This is a genomic window from Polaromonas sp. (assembly GCF_030689685.1).
In the GTDB taxonomy this organism is placed as follows: Bacteria; Pseudomonadota; Gammaproteobacteria; order Burkholderiales; family Burkholderiaceae_C; genus Polaromonas.
Genome location: NZ_JAUYEY010000091.1, coordinates 34,849 through 50,780, shown reverse-complemented (window position 1 = coordinate 50,780; position 15,932 = coordinate 34,849). Strand labels below are relative to the sequence as shown.

At 59.3% G+C, this 15,932-nt stretch carries 15 protein-coding genes; 6 read left to right on the top strand and 9 right to left on the bottom strand.

The genetic code is table 11. The features are described 5' to 3' along the window. Positions 1–398: 398 nt before the first annotated feature. From Q8O29_RS19160 to Q8O29_RS19135, 6 genes are all read right to left on the bottom strand, one after another. On the bottom strand, positions 399–1,406 hold the full coding sequence (locus Q8O29_RS19160; RefSeq protein WP_305565734.1) for a tripartite tricarboxylate transporter substrate binding protein: 1,008 nt from the start codon (positions 1,404–1,406) through the stop codon (positions 399–401). Between the two features lie 160 nt (positions 1,407–1,566). Continuing rightward, entirely contained in the window at positions 1,567–2,283 is a 717-nt protein-coding gene (locus tag Q8O29_RS19155) for an ABC transporter ATP-binding protein (protein ID WP_305565732.1), read from the bottom strand. A gap of 14 nt (positions 2,284–2,297) precedes the next feature. Further along, on the bottom strand, positions 2,298–3,065 hold the full coding sequence (locus tag Q8O29_RS19150; protein ID WP_305565730.1) for an ABC transporter ATP-binding protein: 768 nt from the start codon (positions 3,063–3,065) through the stop codon (positions 2,298–2,300). 9 nt (positions 3,066–3,074) lie between these two features. Then, on the bottom strand, positions 3,075–4,184 hold the full coding sequence (locus Q8O29_RS19145) for an ABC transporter ATP-binding protein (RefSeq protein ID WP_371134287.1): 1,110 nt from the start codon (positions 4,182–4,184) through the stop codon (positions 3,075–3,077). Positions 4,185–4,200: 16 nt separating this feature from the next. After that, on the bottom strand, positions 4,201–5,130 hold the full coding sequence (locus Q8O29_RS19140) for a branched-chain amino acid ABC transporter permease (protein ID WP_305565725.1): 930 nt from the start codon (positions 5,128–5,130) through the stop codon (positions 4,201–4,203). 265 nt (positions 5,131–5,395) lie between these two features. Then, the gene (locus Q8O29_RS19135; protein WP_305565723.1) at positions 5,396–6,733 is read right to left on the bottom strand and encodes a replication-associated recombination protein A; all 1,338 of its coding nucleotides are present in this window, start codon (positions 6,731–6,733) and stop codon (positions 5,396–5,398) included. A gap of 196 nt (positions 6,734–6,929) precedes the next feature. Between Q8O29_RS19135 and Q8O29_RS19130 the strand changes: the two genes are divergently transcribed. The 3 genes from Q8O29_RS19130 (at position 6,930) to Q8O29_RS19120 (ending at position 9,925) form a co-directional block, all read left to right on the top strand. Beyond that, positions 6,930–7,502: a hypothetical protein gene (locus tag Q8O29_RS19130; protein ID WP_305565721.1), complete on the top strand. Its 573-nt coding sequence runs from the start codon at positions 6,930–6,932 to the stop codon at positions 7,500–7,502. A gap of 63 nt (positions 7,503–7,565) precedes the next feature. Then, positions 7,566–9,239, top strand: coding sequence for a cell wall metabolism sensor histidine kinase WalK (locus tag Q8O29_RS19125; RefSeq protein WP_305565719.1), 1,674 nt, complete (start codon positions 7,566–7,568; stop codon positions 9,237–9,239). Beyond that, a complete protein-coding gene (locus Q8O29_RS19120) occupies positions 9,236–9,925 on the top strand; it encodes a response regulator transcription factor (RefSeq protein ID WP_305565717.1) in 690 nt (229 codons plus the stop codon). The genes Q8O29_RS19125 and Q8O29_RS19120 overlap by 4 nt, the downstream gene beginning before the upstream one ends. Positions 9,926–9,928: 3 nt before the next feature. On the opposite strand, the gene lolA is transcribed toward Q8O29_RS19120, so the two are convergent. The 3 genes from lolA to Q8O29_RS19105 all read right to left on the bottom strand — a co-directional run bounded on the left by lolA (position 9,929) and on the right by Q8O29_RS19105 (position 13,820). Further along, positions 9,929–10,561 carry an outer membrane lipoprotein chaperone LolA gene (gene lolA, locus Q8O29_RS19115; protein ID WP_305565740.1) on the bottom strand — a complete coding sequence of 211 codons (633 nt, stop codon included), beginning with the start codon at positions 10,559–10,561 and terminating at the stop codon, positions 9,929–9,931. Positions 10,562–10,739: 178 nt separating this feature from the next. Continuing rightward, entirely contained in the window at positions 10,740–13,073 is a 2,334-nt protein-coding gene (locus Q8O29_RS19110) for a DNA translocase FtsK (RefSeq protein WP_305565715.1), read from the bottom strand. 69 nt (positions 13,074–13,142) lie between these two features. Continuing rightward, positions 13,143–13,820 carry a Crp/Fnr family transcriptional regulator gene (locus Q8O29_RS19105; protein WP_305565713.1) on the bottom strand — a complete coding sequence of 226 codons (678 nt, stop codon included), beginning with the start codon at positions 13,818–13,820 and terminating at the stop codon, positions 13,143–13,145. Positions 13,821–13,988: 168 nt separating this feature from the next. Between Q8O29_RS19105 and trxB the strand changes: the two genes are divergently transcribed. The 3 genes from trxB to rpmG all read left to right on the top strand — a co-directional run bounded on the left by trxB (position 13,989) and on the right by rpmG (position 15,689). Continuing rightward, positions 13,989–14,930: a thioredoxin-disulfide reductase gene (gene trxB, locus Q8O29_RS19100; RefSeq protein ID WP_305565711.1), complete on the top strand. Its 942-nt coding sequence runs from the start codon at positions 13,989–13,991 to the stop codon at positions 14,928–14,930. 337 nt (positions 14,931–15,267) lie between these two features. Beyond that, positions 15,268–15,501 (top strand): 50S ribosomal protein L28, encoded by a 234-nt coding sequence (gene rpmB / locus Q8O29_RS19095; RefSeq protein ID WP_077593832.1) that lies wholly within the window; start codon positions 15,268–15,270, stop codon positions 15,499–15,501. Between the two features lie 20 nt (positions 15,502–15,521). After that, positions 15,522–15,689: a 50S ribosomal protein L33 gene (gene rpmG / locus Q8O29_RS19090; RefSeq protein WP_305565708.1), complete on the top strand. Its 168-nt coding sequence runs from the start codon at positions 15,522–15,524 to the stop codon at positions 15,687–15,689. Positions 15,690–15,932: the final 243 nt, after the last annotated feature.

The following is a 15,932-nucleotide window of genomic DNA, read 5'->3' as shown; positions in this document are numbered from 1 at the left end:
ATCCATCGTTGTGGCTTGCGAGATCGCTATTTGCGCAATTTCGATCGTCTCATCATCCCCGGTAACTGGACGTGCCATGACTTTCTCCATCAAGTATGATGGAGGATATTATTGCACTAATGTTGTGGAAATGGAATCAGGTGGTCTGGGCTGGTTTTACGCCCTCTCCCCTTGGGAGAGGGCGGGGGCTGAACGCTGCGGCTCCAGAGGCGCTTGAGCGCATCTGGACAGCGTGAAGAGGGCCGGACTCTGGCCGGGCTGCGGTCTGCAAGACAGGGCTGGCGGTCTGTGCATAGAGTTATCGTTTGTAGTGGCTTGCTGACCCTCACCCTCTCCCAGAGGGCGAGGGGGCAAGAGCAGCGTGTTGTATGCAGCGAGCCGAGCAGTTACCAAAAAAATCAATCCACCCTGGCCCCGGAGGCCTTCACCACCTTTTCATACTTGGCCAGCTCGGCTTTCATGAAGGCGCTGAACTGCTCCGGCGTGTTGGCCACCGGCTCGGCCATCAATGCAGCAAAGCGGGTCTTGGCCTCGGGCGAATTGAGCGCCGCGACAAAGGCCTGGTTGAGTTTGGCGACCACGTCCTTGGGTGTTGCGGCGGGCGCCACCAGGCCCCACCAGGTGTCGATGGCGAAACCCTTGAGCGTCTCGGCCACGGCCGGTACTTCGGGCAGGGCTGCGCTGCGCGTGGCGCTGGTGACGGCCAGGGCCTTGAGCTTGCCGGCCTTGATGTTGGCCGAGGCGGTGGCAAGGTTGTCAAAGTTGAAATCGACCTGCCCGCTCAGCAAGGCCAGTTGCGCCGGGTTGCCGCCGTTGTAGGGGATGTGCAGCGCGAAGATGCCAGCCTGTGCCTTGAACATCTCACCCGCCAGGTGGCCGGCGCTGCCGTTGCCGCCGCTGCCGTAGTTGAGCTTGGCGGGGTTGGCTTTGGCGTAGCGGACCAAGTCGGCCAGGCTGTTGATGTTCAGGCGTTGGGCGGTGTCGGCGTTCATCACCAGCACATTGGGCACACGCAGCATCTGCGTGATCGGTGCGAAATCGGTCGCCGCGTTGTACGGCATCTTGCTGTACAGCCAGGGGTTGATGGCGTGGGTGGCCACGGCAGCGATACCGATGGTCAGGCCGTCGGGCGCGGCCTTGGCCACCACATCGGCGCCGATGTTGCCGCCGCCGCCGGGGCGATTTTCAATGATGACGGTGCCCAGCGTGTCCTTGACGCGTTCGGCCATCAGGCGTGCGGTCACGTCGATCGGGCCACCGGGGGCATAAGGCACCACGATGCGCATGACTTTGGGCTGGGCCTGCACCGCCGATGCGGTGAAACAAAAGGCCAGGACCGCAGCCGACGAGATGGCCAGCCGACGGGCTGCCGCCAGAGGAAAGAGGGGGAAAGAGATTGTTTTCATGGCGTCAATTGTGCAAAAAACTGGCGGCGGCGTCACCGTGGGATTCCCTAGGAGCCTGGGCGGGCTCAACGAAGACCCCGCAACGGGCCATCAATTTGCTATAGATTTAATAGCTACTCACACCCACCACGTATGGGCTGGAGGCAAAAAAGTCTTGCAATTACTCGCCGAGGTAGGCCGCCCGCACCCGAGGATCGTCCAGCAGCGCCTTGGCATCCCCGTTCATCGTGACCACACCTGACTCCATCACATAGCCGCGGTCGGCAATGCCCAGCGCACGGCTGGCGTTCTGCTCAACCAGCAGCACCGTGACACCGCGCGCCGACACGTCTTTAACGACCGCGAAAATCTTGTCGACCATGATGGGGGAGAGGCCCATCGACGGTTCGTCGAGCAGCAGCACCTTGGGGCGGCTCATCAGCGCACGGGCCATGGCCAGCATCTGCTGCTCGCCGCCGCTCATGGTGCCGGCGAGCTGGTCCTTGCGCTCGCGCAGGCGCGGAAAAATCGTGAACATCTTTTCGATGTCTTCGGCAATGCCGGCCTTGTCGTCGCGGATGTAGGCGCCCATCTGCAGGTTCTCGGTGATGGTCATGCGGGCGAACACGCCGCGGCCTTCGGGCACCATGGCCAGACCATCTTTGACGAGGTCCCAGGCGCCCTTGCCCTTGATGCTTTTGCCCAGGTACTCGATGTCGCCGTCGGCCATCGGCAAGGTGCCGGTGATGGCTTTCATGGTGGTGGTCTTGCCGGCGCCGTTGGAGCCGATCAGGGTGACGAGTTCGCCCTCGTTGACTTCAAAGTCAACTCCCTTGACGGCCTTGATGCCGCCGTAAGCGACCTTGAGCCCCGTGACTTTAAGAAGTGTGTTTGCCATGCTGCTGTTTCCCTTCAATGACCTGTGCCCAGATAGGCGGTGATCACTTTTTCGTTTTTTTGCACCTCGGAAGGCAGGCCTTCGGCAATCTGCTTGCCGTAGTCAAGCACCGTGACGCGGTCACACAGGCCCATCACCAGCTTGACGTCGTGCTCGATCAGCAAAATCGTGCGGTTGTCCTTGCGGATCTGGTCGATCAGTTCGCGCAACTGCACCTTCTCGGTGGCGTTCATGCCGGCAGCGGGCTCGTCGAGCGCAATCAGTTGCGGGTCGGTCGCCAGCGCGCGGGCGATCTCCAGACGGCGCTGGTCGCCGTAACTCAGGGTGCGCGCCTTGAAGTCGGCGTATTTGCCGATGCCCACATAGTCGAGCAACTCCTGCGAGCGTTTGGCAATCGCCGCCTCTTCAGCCTTGAAGCCGGGCGTGCGCAGCACTGCGCCGATCAACCCGGACTTGGTGCGGATGTGGCGCCCGACCATGACGTTTTCGAGTGCCGTCATGTCGGCGAACAGACGGATGTTCTGGAAGGTACGGGCAATCCCGGCCTTGGCCACTTCATGCACCGCCGACGGCTTGTAGGGCTTGCCGGCCAGCTCGAAGCTGCCGCTGTCGGGCGTGTACAGGCCGGTCAGCACGTTGAAGAAGGTGGTCTTGCCGGCGCCGTTGGGGCCGATCAGGCCATAGACCTGGCCGCGTTCGATGTGGATGCCGACATCGCTGAGTGCCTGCAAGCCGCCAAAGCGTTTGGAAACGCCGGTGACTTTGAGAATGGTGTCGCTCATGGCCATTCCTTAAGGGTTGATGGACTGAATGGGGTCTTTGCCGGCGGCCTTGTTCAGCGACTTGCCGTGCTCCGGCGCCGGCCACAAACCGCGCGGCCGCGACAGCATGATCACGATCATGGCCAGCGCAATCAAGAGCTGGCGCAAGATGGCAGCGTCGAGGCGCCCGCCCGTCATGGCCTGCAGCGGCCCAGCCACATGGCGCAGCACCTCGGGCAGCGCGGCCAGCAGCAGTGCGCCGAGAATCACACCCGGCAAGTGGCCGATGCCGCCGAGCACCACCATGGCCACAATCATCACCGACTCCATCAGGCTGAAGGACTCGGGCGATACAAAACCCTGGAAGGCCGCAAACATCGAACCCGACACGCCACCGAAAGTCGCGCCCATGCCGAAAGCCAGCAGCTTGAGGTTGCGGGTGTTGATGCCCATGGCCTTGGCAGCGATCTCGTCTTCGCGGATCGCCATCCAGGCACGGCCTATGCGCGAGTTTTCAAGCCGGTGGCAGATCACCACCGACACAATCACCAGCGCCAGGAACAGGTAGTAATACATGGTCACCGAGGTCACCTCGATGCCGAAGAAGCTGTGTGTCTCGCCAAGGTCGAAGCCAAAAACCGTGATCGAGTCGATCTGGCTGATGCCTTTGGGCCCGTTGGTCAGGTTGATCGGGCGGTCCAGATTGTTCAGGAAGACGCGGATGATCTCGCCAAAACCCAGCGTGACAATGGCCAGGTAGTCGCCGCGCAGCTTGAGCGTGGGCGCGCCCAGAAGGACGCCAAACAGCCCGGCCAGCGCAGCCGCGAGCGGGATCACGGCCCAGATCGGCAGGTGCAGGCCGTTCGGAAATGCCGCCTTCACAGCCGGAAAAGCGTCGGCCAGATGCGGCGAGCCCAGCAGCGCAAACAGGTAGGCGCCGACGGCAAAAAAGGCGACGTAGCCCAGGTCCAGCAAGCCGGCGTAACCGACGACGATGTTCAGGCCGAGTGCCAGCAGCACATACAGCAGCGCCATGTCGACAATACGCACCCAGGCGTTGCCGCCCTGCTGCAGCAGCAGCGGCAGGATCAGCATGGCGACCGCAACGACAAGAAACGAAAGGAGTCTGTGTTTTTTCATCATGGTGCTCCTTCTTCTAGGCCCGGTCCGCCACACGTTCACCGAGCAGTCCTGAAGGACGCAAGGTGAGCACAAAAATCAGCACCACAAAGGCAAAGATGTCCGAGTACTGGCTGCCCAGCACGCCGCCAGTCCAGGTGCCGAGGTAGCCGCCGCCAATGGCTTCGATCAGCCCCAGCAAAATGCCGCCCAGCACTGCGCCGCCGAGGTTGCCGATGCCACCGAAGACTGCCGCAGTAAAAGCCTTCAGACCCGGCAGAAAGCCCATGGTGTGTTGCACTGTGCCGTAGTTGGACGCGTACATCACGCCGGCCAGTGCCGCCAGCACCGCGCCTATGATGAAAGTCGCTGAGATCACGGTGTCGGGTTTGACGCCCATCAGCGCTGCCACGCGCGGGTTTTCGGCCGTGGCGCGCATCGCGCGACCCAGCTTGGTGTAGTTGACCAGGTACATCAGGATGGCCAGCGACACCGCCGTGGCAGCCAGAATGAAAATTTGCGTGACGGTGATCACTGCGCCGCCAATATGCAGCGGCTCGGCCGGCAGCAGCGTCGGGTACGGTTTGTAGTTGGGCTTCCAGATGATCATGGCCAGCGTCTGCAGCAGGATGGACATGCCGATGGCAGTGATCAGCGGCGCCAGCTTGGGCGAGTTGCGCAGCGGCCGGTAGGCGACCTTTTCAATCGCAAAATTGAGCGCGCCACAGACCACAAACGCAATCAGCAGCGAGATCAGCAAAATCAGCCAGCCTGGCGTGCCGGGCATGGCCTCCTGCATCCAGACAATGATGGTCCAGCTGGTCAGTGCCCCCACCATCAACACCTCGCCATGCGCGAAATTGATCAAATTGATGATGCCGTACACCATGGTGTAACCCAGGGCGATCAGGGCATACATGCTGCCCAGCACCAGCCCGTTGATGATTTGCTGAAGCAAAACTTCCATACTCGCTCTCCCGTTTTAATTCAGTTGCCAGCTCCGCCCCGCACCATGCGAGGCCGCCTCACCTGGGATCACCAGGAAATCGCGCGAGTTAACAAAAAGCCCGCCTATCAAAACCAGATGACTGGATTGGGTGGCGAGCTAATGCGCAAATTGTAGCCATGGCCCTCTAGCGAGAATCGGGCCAAGGCAGCCGTTTTTGCGGGGTTTACCCTTGAGGAATTTTATGTTCCTGGCGGACGAACTGATCGGTAACCATTCGTTCTGGTCAGGTCTTTTTGTCGTTTTTTGACTTCAGCTCATTGAGCTTGTCCGCAATACGGATTTCAAGGCCGCGGTTCACTGGCCGGTAGAAACCCGGCGCCGCCATGCCCTGGGGCAAATAAGAAGCACCGGCGGCAAACCCGTCCTCCTCGTCATGCGCATACCGGTAGTTTTTGCCGTAGTCCAGCTCTTTCATGAGTTGGGTCGGTGCGTTGCGCAGGTGCAGCGGCACCGGCTGGGTGCCGTCTTTCTTCACAAAGGCTTTGGCTTCATTGAAAGCTTTGTAGACAGCGTTGGATTTGGGCGCCATCGCCAGATACACCACACATTGCGCCAGCGCCAGCTCGCCCTCTGGCGAGCCCAGGCGCTCATAGACCTCGGCGGCGTCAAGCGCCAGCCGCAAGGCGCGCGGATCGGCCAGGCCAATGTCCTCGCTGGCCATGCGTATCAGCCGGCGCGCCATGTACCTGGGTTCGGCCCCGCCGTCGAGCATGCGCACCAGCCAGTACAGCGCGGCGTCAGGGTCAGAGCCGCGCACCGATTTGTGCAACGCCGAGATGGTGTCGTAAAACTGCTCGCCGCCTTTGTCGTAGCGGCGCATCTGCTGGCCCAGCACCTTGAGCAACCAGGCCCCGGTGACATCCACACCACCGGCCTTTTTTTCACGCTGGGCCGCAACCGCCAGCGACTCCAGCGTGTTGAGCAGGCGCCGCGCATCGCCGTCGGCATAGGCCACGAGTTGCTCCAGCGCGTCAGGCACTATGGTTTTGATAGCTGGTAGCGCACGCTCCGCAAGGGCCTTGGCCACTATTTGCTTCAAATCTTCAGTCGTCAGAGGCTGCAGCACATACACGGCCGCGCGCGACAGCAGCGCCGAGTTGACCTCAAACGACGGGTTCTCGGTGGTCGCACCTATGAAGGTGAACAGCCCGCTTTCGACATACGGCAAAAAAGCGTCCTGCTGCGATTTGTTGAAGCGGTGCACCTCATCGACAAACACGATGGTGCGCCTGCCACCTTGAGCCTGCCAGATAGTGGCTTGTTCGACCGCCTCGCGGATGTCCTTGACACCGCCCAGCACCGCCGAAATGGTGATGAAGTGGGCATCAAAACTGTGGGCCATCAGTCGCGCCAGCGTGGTTTTGCCAACACCGGGCGGGCCCCACAAAATGCAGCTATGCGGCTGGCCCGACTCAAACGCAATACGCAGCGGCATGTCGGCCCCCAGCAGATGCTGCTGGCCAATCACCTCGCCAAGATTTTTGGGGCGCAGGCGCTCGGCCAAGGGGGTATTAGGCGTTCTAGCGGTCAGCGGCGTGAGAGGCTTGGGGTTGCTGGACATATCTCAAATTTTAGGCGGCGCGTTCATCTGTTGTTCATTTTTTGTTAAGGTGCGGTTCATTTTTAAATCATGAAGCGTTCAGCATGCAAGTTTTTAATTCTTTCAACGGTTAAAACAACCGTTGCTATTGAAAGTTCAAAAATGTTAGGACTTCAATTATTCCACTTGATTTTTTACATTAAATAAAGGACGCATCATGATATTGAAACAACTCGCACGCACCACCGCCCTGTTGGGCAGCATCGCATTGGCAGGCAGCGCCTTGGCCAAAGGCCCTACGCAGGTTTACAGCGCCAACATCACAGAATCCGAAGTTTTAGCGGTCCAAAAAGGCTGGGGCGATGCCTTGATCCAAATCGGCAACGACTACACCACAGGCGGCTACGCCAAGGCCAAAGCCACCGCCAGCGCTGTGCTGGACGCCGCTTACGGCTACAACATGGGGCCCGTGCTGTTCAAACCCACGTTGACGGTGGCACCGCAAACATTTCGGGTGACCAAAGAAGGCGCATTGGCCTACTTTGTGGGCGGTAACAGCAATTACCCCAAAGACACGGGCTTTGCACTCAAAGGCTGGAAAAAAGTGGAAATTGAAAATGCGGCCATTCACATCAACGGCGATGTAGCCTCGACCATAGGTAATGTGATTTTTACCGACAAAGATGGTAAAAAAACCACCGTGGATAAAACCTGGGCCTTCAAGAAAGACGACATGGGCAAAATACGCATTGTGGTGCACCACTCTTCGCTGCCCTTTTCAGGTTCGTGAGTCTGATTCATCAGGTCAATTCGAGATGCGACTTTGCTTAATTTTTTCAATTAAGCTAGCTGCATGATCCGCACCCGATTGAGCATTACCTTTGCCGCGCTGGTTTTCTTGGCCATCGCGCAAGGGCTTTTTACGCTGTGGGCAACCCGCTCTGCCGCTCAACATGCCGAGCGCAGCGTGGTCGCCACCAGCATGCTCAATCATTATTTGGAATTGGGCGCTAACAAGCAGCGCTTGAAAGTTTGGTTTGCGCAATCGGCCCTGGCAGGCGATGCAGCAGAAGACACAAAAACCGTATTGCTGGAGAAAATGTCGCGTAGCTTGGGTGAGTTGCAAAAGCTCGCGCCGCGCGATGCCGCCTTGAACCGCGAAAACGGCGGCAGCGAATACGCTGCCATACAGCTATTGGGGCACAATTTTTCAGTTTTAAAAGCTTCGGTGGAAGCGGGTGGATTTCCAGTCGGCTCAGGCGACCAATCCAACGCCTGGAAAAAGTTGATCAGCATTTTTGACCGCTCTGATGGTCGCGACATGCGTAGCGTTTTAGAGGAAGCTGTGGTTCGGCAGCGAGCGACCAGCGACTTGGCGAAAACAAAACTGGCCGATGCTTTGGCCCGGATGAGAACGGCCAGCTTGATGCTGGCATTTTTCTCTGTAGCGCTTGGTGTGTTTGCGGTGGTGTATTTCGTCAAGCGCATGCACCAGCCGTTTGATGCACTGGTACAAGCCACCACGGCCATTGCCCAAGGAAATTATGAATACCGTGGGCGTGAAGGCGCAGCAGATGAGTTTGGTAAAGTTGCCCGCCAGTTGAACACAGCGGCTATTCAATTAGAAGCTGCACGCGTTCAAAGCCAAAGCGTTCGCCAAGGGTTAGATGATGCGATAGCAGCCAAAACCGCCGACGTGACCCGTAGTCACGAGGCGCTACTGCGCATAGACAGTCGGCGCAGACAGTTCTTTGCTGAAGTAAGCCATGAACTGCGCACGCCCGTCACGGTAATTCGCGGTGAAGCAGAAATCGCCTTGCGCGGCGCTCAGCGTGATGCGCAAGACTACCGCGCCAGTTTGAGCCGAATCGTCGATGCCACCGCCGATTTAAGCCGTCGGGTAGAAGACCTGCTGCATTTGGCCAACTCCGATGCTGAGCACTACCCCTTAAAACTTCAACCCACGCCGTTGAGTGTGGTGATCAAGGCAGCGCTTTCGCAAACGGCCGCCGTTGCCGCCAACCGAAACATCGCAATCACGCAGGTCAATCAGGTGATCACCCCCGAGGTTGAAAACGTCGTGATTCACGCTGACAAAGACCGCTTACAACAAGCCTTGACGATTGTGCTGGACAACGCGGTTCGTTACAGCGAGTCACCAGGACAAGTAAGTGTTGGCGTGAGCGTTGACGCTGCTGTAGGCACCGTGAGCATCAGGGTGACTGATCAAGGCATTGGCTTGACAGAAGGCGAATCACAAGGCGCTTTTGAGCGCCATTTCCGAGGTGACCGGGCCAGGGAAATGCGGCCAGACGGCGCTGGGCTGGGCTTGTCGATTGCTCAAGCCATCATCAGCGCGCACTGCGGCGAGATTGATTTGCGAAACAATCACCCAGCCCAACAAGGCAGCTCAGTCGATGCAAATAACTCGTGCGGTGCTTGTGCCACGCTCACACTGCCACTGATGCAAGCTGACGCAGCTTCGCAGGTGGCTCAAAGGGACATTCAAGCGGGCGCCTTGGCATGAACTTGCTGATCGTGGAAGACGACCCAAGAGTGGCCGATTTTTTACAGCGTGGTTTGCGCGCTGAGGGCTATCGGGTGAGCTTGGCCAGTGATGGTCAGCAAGCCTTGGCCGTCGCCCGAGCCGAAGCTTTTTCAATTGTTTTACTCGATGTGATGCTGCCAAAAATGAGCGGCATTGAAGTGTGTCAACAGCTGCGGGCTGACCGCAATCCCGTCCCCATTTTGATGCTGACCGCCATGGGCACGGTGCAAGACCGCGTGACGGGTTTGCGCTGCGGCGCTGACGACTATTTGATCAAACCTTTTGCTTTCGACGAATTACTGGCCCGCATTGAGTCCTTGATGCGCCGACCTGCCGAAATACACCCACGCCACGCGGCTATAGCGCAATTGAAGGTCGGTGCTTTGGTGTTTAACCGCGAAAAAATGCGAGTGAACCGAGACAGTCAAGACATTTCCCTCACAGCCAAAGAGCTGGCCCTGCTAGAACTTTTGATGAGTGCGCCGGGCCGACTTTTCAGCCGGGAGCGAATTTTGTCAAACGTTTGGGGCAGCCACGAAGACCCACTGACCAATGTGGTGGATGTGTACATTCGCCGCTTACGAGCAAAAATTGACGAACAAGGCGTTCCGTCTTTGATTCAAACAGTACGCGGTTTAGGCTACAAGATTCAAGAAGCAGCGTAAAAACTATTGCCTTGATATGTCTGCACCGAGAGGCGGCTTGAAAACAAAGTTGGCAATGCTCAAAGCCGGATTGACCTCAAACGCGCCAAACGTCATGACCGAACGCTGGCCGAAGCTGTCAAGGATTTCCAGCCGGGCCAGCTCGCTACCCCTGGCGCTTTCTTTGAAGCCGACGGTGATGCTCTGCACCTGGCCGTCCTTGGTTTTCGGCGTGGCCTGGATCCATTCGAGGCCGTCCTTGTCGGGTTGCGGCACCAGCGTGAAATCGTTCTGCAGCGCCTTGATGTCAGCGGCGGCGGCAATCACAGCGGCGGGCGTGCCGCCCAGCACCTGGCTGAGTTTGCGCGCCGTGACCTGGTTCAGGTCCACGTCGTGCAGCCACAAGGTTTGGCCATCGGAGACGATGCTTTGTTCAAACGGCTTGGTGTAGACAAACTTGAAGCGATTGGGCCGCAGGAACTCGAAACTGCCGCTGGAGGTTTTGGTCTTTGCAACCTGCCCATCACGCGCCGGGCTGGTCACCACCTGGGTGAAGGCGGCGCGGCCGTTTTTGGTGTTTTTGACAAAAGCTTCAAGGCTTTCCAGACCGCTGACTGTGGAAACCTGGGCGCTGGCAGCCATGGCGACAAAGGCCATCAGGCCAGCCAATGCGGCCCGCAGCGCGCGGGAGATAACAGGGGCGACGGGAGATGAGAAAGTGTGCTTCATGGTGTTCCAGGTGATGTCAGGCGGCGGGCGATCCACATGTCTTTGAGACACCGCTGCGCCGGATTGGTTGCCAGAACAATGTATAGCAGCCGTAAAGGCTGGCCTGTCATCCTTCGGCGCGCGCGGGCACCAGAATTTCGCGCTGACCGCTGCCCGACATGGCGCTGATCATTCCGGATTTTTCCATCTCTTCGAGCATGCGCGCGGCCCGGTTGTAGCCAATCTTCAAATGCCGCTGCACCAGCGAAATCGAGGCCTTGCGGTTTTTCAGCACAATCTCGACCGCCTGGTCGAACATCGGGTCCTTGTCGCCCTCGCTGCCGCCGTTACCATCACCCAGCAGGTCGCCTTCGCCGTCAACGGTGCCGCCTTCAAGCACGCCGTCGATGTAGTTGGGCTCGCCCTGCTGCTTGAGGTAAGCCACCACGCGGTGTACTTCGTCGTCACTCACAAAAGCACCATGCACGCGGATCGGAAAACCGGTGCCGCTGGGCATGTAGAGCATGTCGCCCATGCCCAGCAAAGCCTCCGCGCCCATCTGGTCAAGAATGGTGCGGCTGTCGATCTTGCTGCTGACCTGGAAGCTCAGCCGCGTCGGGATGTTGGCCTTGATCAGGCCCGTGATCACATCGACACTGGGCCGCTGCGTGGCCAGCACCAGGTGGATACCAGCGGCGCGCGCCTTCTGCGCCAGCCGTGCAATCAGTTCCTCGATCTTCTTGCCGACCACCATCATCAGGTCGGCGAGCTCGTCAATGACAACCACGATGTAGGGCAGGCGCTCCAGCGGTTCGGGCTGCTCGGGGGTCAGGCTGAAGGGGTTGTAAATGAACTCGCCGCGCGCCTTGGCATCATCAATCTTGACGTTGTAACCCGCCAGGTTGCGCACGCCCATCTTGCTCATCAGTTTGTAGCGCTTTTCCATCTCGGCCACACACCAGTTCAGGCCGTGCGCGGCCTGGCGCATGTCGGTGACCACGGGAGCGAGCAGGTGCGGGATGCCTTCGTAGACACTCATCTCCAGCATCTTCGGGTCAATCAGCAACAGGCGTACATCGCGCGCGTCGGCCTTGTACAGCAGGCTCAGAATCATCGCGTTGATGCCGACCGATTTGCCCGAACCGGTGGTGCCGGCCACCAGGCAGTGCGGCATCTTGGCGAGGTCAGCCACCACCGGCGCACCGCTGATGTCCTTGCCCAGGCCGATGGTCAGCATGGACTTGGCTTCGTTGTAGACCTGCGAGCCGAGGATCTCACTGAGCTTGATGGACTGGCGTTTGGCGTTGGGCAGTTCGAGTGCCATGTAGTTTTTGCCGGGGATGGTTTCGATCACCCGGATCGATACCAGGCTCAGCGCGCGCGCCAGGTCCTTGGCCAGGTTGACGATCTGTGCACCTTTGACCCCCGTGGCGGGTTCGATCTCATATCGCGTTATCACCGGGCCGGGCGCTGCCGCCACCACACGCACCTCGACGCCGAAGTCCCTGAGCTTTTTCTCGATCAGGCGCGAGGTCATCTCCAGTGTCTCGGGCGCCACCGTTTCCTGCCGCGTCAAGGCACCGTCTAACAGATCCACCTGCGGCAGCTTGGAGTCCGGCATCTCGCTGAACAGCGGTTTTTGCCGCTCCTTGGCCACACGTTCACTCTTGGGAATATCGGCCAGCGTCGGTTCGATCAGCACCGGAACCGGGCGATGCTCTTCAATTTCGATCCGTTCTTCATGCAGCGTTGCTTCGCGCTGGCGGGCGGCGGCCCGGCCCACGGCCAGGTCTTCGGCAATTTCGCGTTTTTCCCGGCGCGATTCAATCAGTTCATCGATCCAGGCGCCTATGCGCTGAGCGGTATGGGCCCATGAAAAAGAGAACACCCCCGAAACCGCGATCACGCCGATGGCAATCCAGACCAGACCCGAGCCGGTAAAACCCAGCCACTTCACGCTGGTTGGACCAACCAGGTAGCCCAGCACCCCGCCCGCTTGACCCCCTGGCAACATGGATTCAAAGCGGTAAAGGCGCGACCATTCCAGCCCCGCACTGGCCAGCAGCAGCAGCAGCAGGCTGGACCAAAACCTGATGCGTCCGATGGCCGAGGCGGCCGCTGGCTGGCTGCGCAGCCCCCGCGCGAGCGAGCCCAGCCAGGCGCGCACCCCCGCAGCGAGTGCCCACCACACGGAAAATCCGCACAAAAAGTAGCTGGCGTCAGCCAGATGCGCGCCCAAACGTCCGCCCCAGTTGCGGGCAGCAGCTTCAGCCCCTTCCCGGCTGCCGGTGGTGGACCACGCCGCGTCCTGCGGTGAGTAGCTGATCAGCGCGCCAAGCCAGAAGGCCAGCGCCAGCAGGCCGAGAATCAGACTGACTTCATGGGCAAAGCGTTTCACGCCGCCCGCAGCAGGCGCCGCAGCAGAGGTTCTGGTGTTCAATGTGTCGAGGGAGTAAGTCATAAAACCAGTGCTGAGCTTACCTCAGTTGAACAGGCCCCCATGACCGTATACGCGGTGGAAATCTGCCGGTCAACCCAGTGTATTGAGCCGATCCTTGACCCACATCGACCCATCCGCACGTGTCTCGATGTAACCGCGTTCTTCCAGGTCTTTCATCACGCGGCTGACCATTTCGCGCGAGGCGCCAACCATCTTGGCCAGATCCTGGCGCGACACCCTTTCTCGGATAACAGTGTTACCTTCGCGATCAGGAACGGCAGACTCCAGCAAGGCCCTGGCAACCCGGCCGTACACGTCCATCAGGGCCAGCGATTCGATCTTGCGGTCGGCATGGCGCAGACGCTGCACCAGGCCTTTCATGACCGCATACGCCATGGAGCTGTTTTCGGGCAGGCAACGGGCAAACTCCGGTCGGCCGACCACCAATACATCGGTTTGAACTTCGGTCCGGACCGTGGCCGAATGCGGTTCGCTGTCAATCAGGCTCATTTCACCGACGTAGTCGCCGGGATGCAGCGTGGCGAGAATCACTTCCCGACCGCGGGCATCAGTGGTCACGACGCGCGCGCGCCCGGTCAGCAAAATCGCCAGGGCATTGGACTGCTTGCCTTGCTCGACAATGGCTTCGCCGCGCTTGTAGCGTCGCTTGATCACAGCCGCAGCAATCGCCTCAGCCTGCGGAGAGGTCAACATCGAAAACAGGGGCACCCGGCGAATCAGCTCCAGGTTGGACACCATCGTGGACATATCAAACTTCTCCGAAATGCGCCGCCAAAGGGGGCTTCACCGAGTTCTTACAATGCATGCGTTGTACCCGCCAAATTTTCAGGCTTCAGGGTTTTAAACCCTCAAGCCAGCCCCAGCTATTTGGGACTCTAACTGAGTTCTAATGTTTTCCGAATCAGATTTTTCACTATGAACCACTCTAAAGTACTCATTCTGGGTTCAGGCCCCGCCGGTTATACCGCCGCAGTTTATGCAGCCCGCGCCAACCTCAACCCAGTGCTGATCACCGGCATTGCACAGGGCGGGCAGCTCATGACAACCACCGACGTCGACAACTGGCCTGCTGACGCCATGGGCGTACAAGGCCCTGATTTGATGCAGCGTTTCCTTGAGCACGCGGAGCGTTTCAAGACGCAGATCATTTTTGACCACATCAACAAGGTCGACTTCAGCCAGCGCCCCTTCACACTGACAGGTGACAGCGGCACCTATACCTGCGACACACTGATCATCGCCACCGGGGCCTCGGCGAAGTACCTGGGCTTGCCTTCGGAAACCGCTTTCATGGGCCGGGGTGTATCGGGCTGCGCCACTTGCGACGGTTTTTTCTACCGCGACCAGAAGGTCTGTGTGGTGGGGGGCGGCAACACTGCCGTCGAGGAAGCGCTTTACCTCTCGAACATCGCCAGCAAGGTGGTGCTGGTGCACCGGCGCGACAAGTTCAAGGCCGAGGCCATCCTGATCGACAAGCTCCACGAGAAAGTCGCCGCAGGCAAGATCGAGCTGAAATTGCACCAAACCCTGGACGAGGTTTTGGGGGACGCCTCCGGCGTCAATGGCGTGCGTCTCAAGAGCACCGAAACCGGCGCCACCGAAGACATCGCCTTACAAGGCTGTTTTATCGCCATCGGCCACCAGCCCAACACCGACATTTTTTCGGAGCAACTGGAGATGAAGGACGGCTATATCATCACCAAAACCGGGCTCCAGGGCTTTGCCACCATGACAAGTGTCCCCGGCGTGTTTGCCGCCGGCGACGTGCAGGACCATGTCTACCGCCAGGCCATCACCAGCGCGGGTACGGGTTGCATGGCGGCCCTGGACGCCCAGCGCTTTCTCGAACAGAGTTAGGGCCCCACGGTCGCTCACTCGTGTAGCTCCCGAGGCCTTGCAGGCTGCGGTTCGCGAGACGCTTCGCCTCTGTCGCCTGTCCAAAGCTGCTCAAGCAGCTTTGGAGCCGCAGGCTCCAGCCCCTCGGCGCCCGCTGCGCCGGCGGTCTGGCGAAGCCAGTCCTGCGGCCCCTGCTTGAAGGGGAGAGCGCCGCATAGTCCGCCCCCGTCGCTCACTGCGTGCACGCTGCGGGGAACTTGCGACTTGAAGGCGTTTGATTTTTAGGCTATAATCTATGGCTTAGCTGAGCATCCTCCGGGGGCCGGCATCCGATTTCTATTTTTTACGGAGAGTGCTCATGGCACGCGTCTGTCAGGTAACGGGCAAAGGCCCGATGGTGGGGAACAATGTTTCTCACGCCAACAACAAAACCAAGCGCCGGTTTTTGCCTAATCTGCAATACCGCCGCTTCTGGGTTGAAACTGAAAACCGTTGGGTGCGCCTGCGCGTCACCAGCGCCGGTTTGCGCCTCGTTGACAAGCTCGGTATTGACGCGGTCCTGGTGGACCTTCGTGCCCGCGGTGAAATCTAAGCAAGTCAAGGAAAAAGATCATGGCTAAAGGCGCACGCGAAAAAATCAAGCTGGAATCAACCGCCGGCACCGGTCACTTCTACACGACCACCAAAAACAAAAAGACCACACCTGACAAGATGCTGATCATGAAGTTTGATCCCAAGGCACGCAAGCATGTGGACTACAAGGAAATCAAACTGAAGTAATTCAGACTGTTTCTGCGCTGCCTGACAGCGTTTTCAAAAAACCCGCTGGCTTCCGGCGGGTTTTTTTATGCCAATGTGAATCTCGCGGAGCCCTTCCTTCGGCAGACAGGTCCCGTCCTCTCTCTCTCTCTTTTCTCTTCTGTCTTCTGTCTCAAGGCCCTTCGCAACGGGGCCCTGTCCGATCAACTGCTGAGCATTGGGCCCCGTGACGGAAGTCCCCAGCGGCGAACAAGGGGCGTGAAA

Bases quoted from the DNA above. Each gene is read 5' to 3' on its own strand.
- Q8O29_RS19160 (WP_305565734.1), bottom strand. From the start codon at position 1,406: ATGAAAACAATCTCTTTCCCCCTCTTTCCTCTGGCGGCAGCCCGTCGG.
- Q8O29_RS19155 (WP_305565732.1), bottom strand. From the start codon at position 2,283: ATGGCAAACACACTTCTTAAAGTCACGGGGCTCAAGGTCGCTTACGGC.
- Q8O29_RS19150 (WP_305565730.1), bottom strand. From the start codon at position 3,065: ATGAGCGACACCATTCTCAAAGTCACCGGCGTTTCCAAACGCTTTGGC.
- Q8O29_RS19145 (WP_371134287.1), bottom strand. From the start codon at position 4,184: ATGAAAAAACACAGACTCCTTTCGTTTCTTGTCGTTGCGGTCGCCATG.
- Q8O29_RS19140 (WP_305565725.1), bottom strand. From the start codon at position 5,130: ATGGAAGTTTTGCTTCAGCAAATCATCAACGGGCTGGTGCTGGGCAGC.
- Q8O29_RS19135 (WP_305565723.1), bottom strand. From the start codon at position 6,733: ATGTCCAGCAACCCCAAGCCTCTCACGCCGCTGACCGCTAGAACGCCT.
- Q8O29_RS19130 (WP_305565721.1), top strand. From the start codon at position 6,930: ATGATATTGAAACAACTCGCACGCACCACCGCCCTGTTGGGCAGCATC.
- Q8O29_RS19125 (WP_305565719.1), top strand. From the start codon at position 7,566: ATGATCCGCACCCGATTGAGCATTACCTTTGCCGCGCTGGTTTTCTTG.
- Q8O29_RS19120 (WP_305565717.1), top strand. From the start codon at position 9,236: ATGAACTTGCTGATCGTGGAAGACGACCCAAGAGTGGCCGATTTTTTA.
- lolA (WP_305565740.1), bottom strand. From the start codon at position 10,561: ATGGCCTTTGTCGCCATGGCTGCCAGCGCCCAGGTTTCCACAGTCAGC.
- Q8O29_RS19110 (WP_305565715.1), bottom strand. From the start codon at position 13,073: ATGACTTACTCCCTCGACACATTGAACACCAGAACCTCTGCTGCGGCG.
- Q8O29_RS19105 (WP_305565713.1), bottom strand. From the start codon at position 13,820: ATGTCCACGATGGTGTCCAACCTGGAGCTGATTCGCCGGGTGCCCCTG.
- trxB (WP_305565711.1), top strand. From the start codon at position 13,989: ATGAACCACTCTAAAGTACTCATTCTGGGTTCAGGCCCCGCCGGTTAT.
- rpmB (WP_077593832.1), top strand. From the start codon at position 15,268: ATGGCACGCGTCTGTCAGGTAACGGGCAAAGGCCCGATGGTGGGGAAC.
- rpmG (WP_305565708.1), top strand. From the start codon at position 15,522: ATGGCTAAAGGCGCACGCGAAAAAATCAAGCTGGAATCAACCGCCGGC.